Below are 7,754 nucleotides of genomic sequence, written 5' to 3'. Positions count from 1 at the left end.
CGGCTATACGTAGAAATACGTTTTATGCAATAGGATGTTTGTCGGAATTTGGGGCTTACGATACTAATACGGGAGAATTTATTACACTCACGACCTTTTTTACTACGTTCGCCAAAACCGGGAAATCCCGTGTAGCCATTCCGTGTACTTTTGATCTAGGTTTTTCATAGGATATGGTTAAAATTATTACAAGGGCGGTATTCTTACCGCCCTTTATTTTTTTGTTACCTATTTCTTCTTTCCACTGCCTTTTTCACTAAACTTCACCGGCAGGGTGATCATAATATCATCCCAGGCCATCAGCAGGTTGGCTCCCGCATCTGCCTTCTCAAAGGCCATGGTAAAGAATTCTACCGGTGTGGTAAGCGTAGTTATTGGTAAGGTGGTTCTCACTACGTCTTTGGCAGCATCATATTTATAGGCGCCCCAGATATCAGTTTCGCGGTTCAGGATAATAGTCCATTTATCTTCCTGCGGAATGGCATACATGGTATAACGTCCTTTGGGAATGTTTTTACCGCCAATAACAACGGGAATAAAGAATTCTACTTCCGTAGCTTCATTAGCGCCCAGGCGCCATACCTTTCCGTATTCTTCCAGCTCTCCGAAGATCTTTCTGCCTTTTTTCTGCGGGCGGCTGTAAATAACGCGGGCTACCAGCGAGCCGGACTCGCCTTTTACCTTTACCAGGTACGGGTATACGGGCGGATAGTAGGCCATATCCATAGGACTGGCATCGGGTGGGGGTAATTTCTTATCCTGGGCGCTGGCGGTTTGCAGGCCTGCTGCGGATAATAACATCATCACGGCAAAAAAGAACGCTTGCTTCATTGTTGGCTGTAAATTTTTTGATGGTAAATTGTGGTTCCAGGGGCCAAACTTAGTAAAAAAGGTGAAAAACGTAACGCTCCAGCCGCTTAAGAGGGCCGGCAAAAGGTAAAGCGGTAAAAGAAAGGGGGTAAGCGGCCCGCTCAGGGTAAAAGTGCCAGTTTTTCCTTTACAAATACTTCCAGCTCCGGGAAAAAGCCCTGGTAACAGCTTTCCAGCACGGTGTAATGCTCTTCAAATACGGCAAAAGGTACACTTGCCGGCACCTCCAGGTAACGCGCCCGGCGTGTAATACCGCTGAAGGTGCGGTAAATGCCGTCTGTAAGCCGGTAATTATATAACCAGTTTTGTGTGCGCATATAATGGAATACCTGTAAAAATACGGGGGGCAGGCTGCCGGCATTGTTTTCCAGCAGGGTATATATGGATTGAGCAAACTGTTCCAGCTGCCCGTCTGCAAAGCGTTGCAGGTCCCTGGCCAGGAAGTGGTCGTACACAATATCCATGAACACAGCGCCATACAGGCCGCAGGAGGGTTTAAAAAGCTCGCGGCCTTCTTTGGTAAGCGTATGCTGGTCGGTGAAAGTATCTATAGCACGGTGTATGCGAATGCCTTCCTGTACGGCCGGCGTATGTTGCAGGATCTGTTTGCCTTTTACAAAGTCGGCAATCATGTTGCCGATTATAATTGACGGATTATTGAAGGATAGGTATGCATGCGCAAGAAAATTCATCGTTGTAATTTACGAAATGATGTGCGGATATGCAGGCATCTAACCCGTACGCAGGTCTGTTTCCGTTCATCTGTTAACAGGCCCATTCATCCTAACCCTTACCAGTACAGGGCTGTAAGCTGATCACCGGCTGCAATGCATTGCATTTTTACTTCGCAGTTTTTGATATTACCGCACATCATCACTCTTCCACTTTAACAAAAGCTTAACTCCGGCAGGTGCAACATTCGTTCTTTGCCTGCAAACGCTTTGCAGCGGCCGCCTCATACGAAAAAAAATCGTATTTATAACCTACATGTTGCAACAGGTGTTTTTGTAAACTATTCAAGCTATACCATTAGCAACTATTGGGTTGCCGCGCGTATAAAGCCACTGTACCTTTGATGCATAAACAAACAAACACAAAAAAATTCAACCCTAAAAAACTAAAAACTTCCGCCATGAAGAAAATGTTTTTAACACTATGTGTAGCTGCCGCCTTAATGTGCGGGCACACAGCCTGGGCTGCCCATGTCACTGAGACTGAAGCTACCGCCCGCCTGAAAACAGCATTAAGCCAATCTTTTGCCAATGCCACTCATGTACGTTGGTACACCGATGACCAGAAGGTTTTTACCGCCAAGTTCCTGGTAGGTGAAACCCAGGTTTCCGCATACTTTGATGCAGATGGCAATTTACTTTCTACCCGCCGTTATATTACGGAAGAACAGCTGCCCCTGGCAGTGGTAACCAAAGTAAAGAAACGTTACCCTACACACGCGATCCGCTCTACCGTAGAGCTGGATTCAGGTAACACTACCACTTACTACATTACGCTGGAAGCCGAAAGCTCCTGGATGGTAGTAAAGTCTGACAGTAACGGTCAGTTAAGCGTATACCAGCGTTTGAAAAAAGCGTAGTCGTCAGCCATTCTATAAGCTGTTGTGTTGTTTTGCAGGTCCATAGTCGCACTATGGACCTTTTTTTATGCCCTTCTCCTAACTATATCTTAACTTTGCCCCCTTGCAACAAAACAGTAACTTAACAAAATGAACAAAGGGCCCATTTCACAGTTTATCCAGCATCATTACCGGCACTTCAATGCTGCTGCATTGGTAGATGCTGCCAAAGGATATGAAACACATTTGCTGGAAGGTGGAAAAATGATGGTAACGCTGGCAGGCGCCATGAGCACTGCCGAACTAGGTATTTCCTTTGCGGAAATGATACGCCAGGGAAAAGTGGATATTATTTCCTGCACCGGCGCCAACCTGGAGGAAGATATCATGAACCTGGTGGCACATACCCACTATAAAAGGGTGCCTAACTACCGCGACCTGAGCCCGCAGGATGAATGGGCGCTGCTGGAAAAGGGCTTTAACCGCGTTACAGATACCTGCATACCGGAAGAAGAAGCTTTCCGCCGCATACAAACACATATTTTCAAAATATGGAAAGATGCGGAAACCAAAGGCGAACGTTACTTCCCGCATGAATATATGTACAAGCTGCTGCTGAGCGGTGTAATGAAAGAACATTACGAGATTGATCCCAAGCACAGCTGGATGCTGGCTGCCGCAGAAAAGAATATTCCTATTGTAGTACCGGGCTGGGAAGATAGTACCATGGGTAACATCTTTGCCTCTTACTGCATTAAGGGTGAGCTGAAAGCCGCTACCATGAAAAGCGGTATTGAGTACATGGTGTGGCTGTCTGACTGGTACCGTAATAACTCTGCCGGCAAAGGCGTAGGCTTTTTCCAGATCGGTGGCGGTATTGCGGGCGACTTTCCCATTTGCGTAGTACCTATGATGTACCAGGACCTGGAATGGCATGATGTTCCTTTCTGGAGCTACTTCTGCCAGATCTCTGATTCCACTACCTCTTACGGTTCCTATTCCGGTGCTGTGCCGAATGAAAAGATCACCTGGGGTAAGCTGGATATCAATACGCCTAAATTTATTGTTGAATCAGATGCTACCATCGTAGCGCCGTTAATATTTGCCTACCTGCTGGGATGGTAAGTTTTTAATGTGCGGATGTGCTAATATGCAAATGTGCAAATGAATTAACTCCATTTGCACATTTGCTTTTTAATAAGCGCTTACCGCCATCTGCACATCCGCACATTTGCATATCTGCACATCTACTCATCCGCGCATCTTCGACGATCCCCGGATCTCCAGCGTTCCTTCCAGCACCAGCTCCTCCGTTTCCATAAACTTTTCTTCAATATGGCGGATCAGCATTTTCAGCGCTTCCTTCCCTACCTCATAGCCCGGTTGTATAATAGTGCTCAGGGCCGGTTCTACTACTTCTGCCACCGGGTCGCCGTTAAAGCCTACTACGGCAATATCCTGCGGTACGCGGTACCCCTGGCTTTGCAGGTACTTGATCACAATTACGCCGGAGGGATCGTTCACGGTAAAAATACCATCCGGCTGTAAGTGCATTACCTGCTTTACCGCTTCCAGGGCATTCAGCTGAAATTTTTCACAGTGTACAATATGCTGAGGGGTGTACTGCAGGTTATGCTGCTGCATGGCATCTTCATAACCCCGTAACCGCTCGTCTGATACGGATAATCCTTTGGGGCCGGCCAGGTGGGCAATGTTGCGGCATCCCTGCTGTATCATATGCTCCACTGCCTTAAATGCGGTTTTGTACTGCTCCACCTTTACACGGGAAGCGCATACATGCGGCAGGTCACGGTCAAAGAATATAAAGGGAATGCCTTTCTGGCGCAGCTTCAGGAAGGGCTCTGCATCCTGCGTTTGTTTGGATACGGATATCAGCAAGCCATCTATGCGGCAGCTGGCCAGCTGCTGTATAGCGTCTGCCTCCTGGTGGGCGGATTCATTGCTCTGGCAAAACATCAGGTGATAGCCATATTGATTGGCTATCTCGTTCATACCGCTAAGGGCATGTGAAAAGAAGTGCGTAGCAATAAGGGGCACAATCACCCCTATGATACGGGTTTGTTTATTAATAAGGCTCTGGGCAATGTAGTTCGGCTCATAGTTCAGTCCCTCTGCCAGCTCCAGCACTTTGCGCCTGGTTTCTTCATTAATGTCGGGCAGGTTACGTAATGCCCTGGATACGGTAGACACGGAGAGGCGCAGCTTCCTCGCCAGGTCCTTGATGGTTACCTGCTTATTCTTCATGCTCCTAGTTGGATAGTTATATTCAGTGATCGGTACCGGTTACACGGGTTTTTCTTATATGGATCCATGGCAGGTGTTGCAAACAGCCTGTCAATTGTTTCCGTTCGTCCTAAAAATCGGAGCTCCCCCAGTTATACTCCACAAATAAAACAAAAACCGGTTAAGTACGTGCATCGTATTTCACAAACGGTACAGCAATAGGGATGAACTGCTGAAACAGGGCATTTTTATGGCAAACACATATTTTTTTTATTAATGCAAACGTTACCGGTAACGTTATTTTCCCGCACCCCATGTTTATCTGACCAGCAGCTTATATTTTGCAACCAATACTACACGTGCATTACCACTCCAAAAGCGTAATGCAATTTTAATGGATAAAGGCCAAAATTACGGCCGGGAAAATCATTTCCCGGCTTTTTTATATCCGGACTATTTTTCGCACATTAAACGTATATTGGACCCTTATAAATTACTGCGATTATGAAACGTATACTTCCACTGCTAACGGTAGCCACGGCCCTGGGTATGGGCGCCTGCCAGCAATCCGGTACTAACACAAATAATAATTCTGTTGATAGTATGAGTACAAATCATGACAGCATCACTAGCGTTGAAACCCTGATCCCCGCCGCGAATTTCGACACCACTGTCGATGGGAGCCAGGTGAAATTATTTTATCTGAAAAGCAAAGGCGGCGTACAAATGGCCGTTACCAACTACGGTGCAAAAGTAGTGGCACTGCTGGCGCCGGACAAAGAGGGTAAGCTGGAAGATGTGGAGCTGGGATACGATAAGATAAGCCAGTATATAAGCACCAAAGACCGTTACTACGGCGGCATTGTAGGCCGTTACGGCAACCGTATTGCCAAAGGCAAATTTAATCTGGATGGTAAGGAGTACAAGCTGGCGGTGAATAATAACGCCAACCACCTGCATGGCGGTTTAAAAGGGTTTAATGATGTGGTTTGGGAGGCCAAACAACCCAATGAGCATACGCTGGAATTCCACTACCTCTCCAAAGATGGGGAAGAAGGATACCCCGGCAACCTGGATGTAACGCTTACTTACGAGCTTACCGACAGCAATGAATTTAAGATCAGCTATAAAGCCACTACCGATAAGCCAACGATCGTGAACTTAACACACCACTCCTTCTGGAACCTGCATGGCGCCGGCAACGGAGATATCAATGATCATGTGTTAATGCTGAACGCCGATAAATTTACGCCGGTAGATAGCAGCCTGATACCCTTTGGCAAGCTGGAGCCTGTAAAGGGCACTCCTATGGACTTTACAACTCCTACGCCTATAGGTGAAAGAGTAGGTGCTGATTTTGAGCAGCTCAAATTTGGCAAGGGCTATGATCATAACTGGGTGCTGAATAAAAAAGGTAACGAGCTGTCATTGGCTGCTACCGTGCTGGAACCCAAGAGCGGCCGCTATATGGAGGTATGGACCACAGAGCCGGGCGTGCAATTCTACGGCGGTAACTTTATGGGAGCGGATACCGGTAAAGGCGGTAAGGCTTATGTACACCGTGGCGCACTTGCCCTGGAAACACAGCATTACCCCGATTCGCCGAACCAGCCTGCTTTTCCTTCCGTGGTATTAAAGCCCGGGCAAACTTACCAGCAAACCTGCGTGTATAAGTTTGGCGTGAAATAAACTTTTCCAGCTCTAAATAATACGAAACGAATTATGCGATAGCGCTATGCTTCGTGTAATTCGTTTTGTAATTTGTAGGCATAACATTATTGATCCACGTTATAAACTATCACTCATGGTGCGGAACCTACTTACACTTTGCTGTGCAGTACTTGTAGCTAATATGCTGTATGCACAACAGCAGCAACCTTTTAATGGGCTTAATATGAACATGGGTAACCTGTTCCAGCTTTCCAATGCAAAAACAAGAAGTATCAGCCCCGAAAATTTTACCGGTGAAAAAGGTAAGGCCGGTATGGCTACCCTGGAGCAGGGCCAGGCCCGCGAGGCTGCGCGCGATCTGGGGCAGGGTTGGAAAGTTAGCCCCTTTATTCACATTGAAGCCGGCAAAACCATTACCCTGGCGGAGATTGAAGGGCCCGGCGCTATTCAGCATATCTGGATGACGCCCACCGGTAACTGGCGTTTTTCCATTATCCGTTTTTATTGGGATGATGAGACCACACCATCCGTAGAGGTGCCGGTAGGTGATTTCTTTGGCATGGGCTGGGGGCAATATGCGCAGCTTACCTCTTTGCCCATTTGCGTGAACCCCGGCAGCGCCTTTAACTGTTACTGGGCTATGCCTTTCCGCAAAAAGTGTAAGATCACGATGGAGAATATTAATACAGAACGTATGACGCTGTATTACCAGGTTGACTATACGTTAACGGATGTACCTTCCGATGCCGGTTACTTTCATGCCCAGTTCCGCCGCAACAATCCTACTAAAGGCGGCAGCTATACGCTGGTAGATGATATTAAAGGCAAAGGCCAGTACGTAGGCACTTACCTGGCCTGGGGCGTGAATAATAATGGCTGGTGGGGCGAAGGGGAGATCAAATTCTTTATGGATGGCGATACCAGGTTCCCTACCATCTGCGGCACCGGTACTGAAGATTATTTTTGCGGATCCTACAATTTTGAGAACCGCAACACCCGTCAATACCAGGAGTTTTGTACGCCTTACACCGGCCTGCCGCAGGTAATACGGCCTAACGGTGTGTATGATTCACAGCAGCGTTTTGGCCTGTACCGCTGGCATATTATGGATCCGGTACGTTTTGATAAAGATCTGAAAGTTACCATCCAGGATTTGGGCTGGCGCAGCGGCGGCCGTTATTTGCAGCAGCAGTCAGATATCAGCTCGGTAGTGTACTGGTACCAGGCAGAGCCTCATACAGCTTTCCCGGCCCTCCCGTCTAAAAACGACTTAGAGGTAAACTAAGAGATCTAAAATCGTAAATCTAAAATCTAAAATTGCCTCAGAGTCCTTTAAACAGGGCTTCCATCGCATCTGCCACATTGCGCTGCAGGCGGGCGGGTTTATCCGGCACCACGC

7 protein-coding genes are annotated in these 7,754 nt (G+C 47.4%); 4 read left to right on the top strand and 3 right to left on the bottom strand.

Going from position 1 to position 7,754, the window contains the following annotated elements:
- Window positions 1-228: 228 nt before the first annotated feature.
- Window positions 229-831 carry a DUF2911 domain-containing protein gene (locus VIM87_RS23040; protein ID WP_331999279.1) on the bottom strand — a complete coding sequence of 201 codons (603 nt, stop codon included), beginning with the start codon at window positions 829-831 and terminating at the stop codon, window positions 229-231.
- A 140-nt stretch (window positions 832-971) separates the two neighbouring features.
- The gene (locus VIM87_RS23035; RefSeq protein WP_422653335.1) at window positions 972-1,562 is read right to left on the bottom strand and encodes an ACP phosphodiesterase; all 591 of its coding nucleotides are present in this window, start codon (window positions 1,560-1,562) and stop codon (window positions 972-974) included.
- Between the two features lie 440 nt (window positions 1,563-2,002).
- Between VIM87_RS23035 and VIM87_RS23030 the strand changes: the two genes are divergently transcribed.
- Entirely contained in the window at window positions 2,003-2,461 is a 459-nt protein-coding gene (locus VIM87_RS23030) for a hypothetical protein (RefSeq protein ID WP_331999277.1), read from the top strand.
- Between the two features lie 129 nt (window positions 2,462-2,590).
- On the top strand, window positions 2,591-3,565 hold the full coding sequence (locus VIM87_RS23025) for a deoxyhypusine synthase family protein (RefSeq protein ID WP_089906694.1): 975 nt from the start codon (window positions 2,591-2,593) through the stop codon (window positions 3,563-3,565).
- Between the two features lie 126 nt (window positions 3,566-3,691).
- On the opposite strand, the gene VIM87_RS23020 is transcribed toward VIM87_RS23025, so the two are convergent.
- Entirely contained in the window at window positions 3,692-4,705 is a 1,014-nt protein-coding gene (locus VIM87_RS23020; protein ID WP_331999276.1) for a LacI family DNA-binding transcriptional regulator, read from the bottom strand.
- A 483-nt stretch (window positions 4,706-5,188) separates the two neighbouring features.
- Between VIM87_RS23020 and VIM87_RS23015 the strand changes: the two genes are divergently transcribed.
- Together VIM87_RS23015 and VIM87_RS23010 are read left to right on the top strand one after the other, a co-directional pair.
- Window positions 5,189-6,373, top strand: coding sequence for an aldose epimerase family protein (locus VIM87_RS23015; protein ID WP_331999275.1), 1,185 nt, complete (start codon window positions 5,189-5,191; stop codon window positions 6,371-6,373).
- A gap of 163 nt (window positions 6,374-6,536) precedes the next feature.
- Entirely contained in the window at window positions 6,537-7,640 is a 1,104-nt protein-coding gene (locus tag VIM87_RS23010) for a glycoside hydrolase family 172 protein (protein WP_422653336.1), read from the top strand.
- Window positions 7,641-7,754: the final 114 nt, after the last annotated feature.

The organism is Chitinophaga sp., from assembly GCF_036569125.1.
Classification (GTDB): domain Bacteria; phylum Bacteroidota; class Bacteroidia; order Chitinophagales; family Chitinophagaceae; genus Chitinophaga.
The sequence above is the reverse complement of the archived record's forward strand: the minus strand, read 5'-3'. Positions and strand labels throughout refer to the sequence as shown.

Coding starts and splice junctions, on each gene's coding strand:
- VIM87_RS23040 (WP_331999279.1), bottom strand. CDS start 831: ATGAAGCAAGCGTTCTTTTTTGCCGTGATGATGTTATTATCCGCAGCA.
- VIM87_RS23035 (WP_422653335.1), bottom strand. CDS start 1,562: ATGAATTTTCTTGCGCATGCATACCTATCCTTCAATAATCCGTCAATT.
- VIM87_RS23030 (WP_331999277.1), top strand. CDS start 2,003: ATGAAGAAAATGTTTTTAACACTATGTGTAGCTGCCGCCTTAATGTGC.
- VIM87_RS23025 (WP_089906694.1), top strand. CDS start 2,591: ATGAACAAAGGGCCCATTTCACAGTTTATCCAGCATCATTACCGGCAC.
- VIM87_RS23020 (WP_331999276.1), bottom strand. CDS start 4,705: ATGAAGAATAAGCAGGTAACCATCAAGGACCTGGCGAGGAAGCTGCGC.
- VIM87_RS23015 (WP_331999275.1), top strand. CDS start 5,189: ATGAAACGTATACTTCCACTGCTAACGGTAGCCACGGCCCTGGGTATG.
- VIM87_RS23010 (WP_422653336.1), top strand. CDS start 6,537: ATGCTGTATGCACAACAGCAGCAACCTTTTAATGGGCTTAATATGAAC.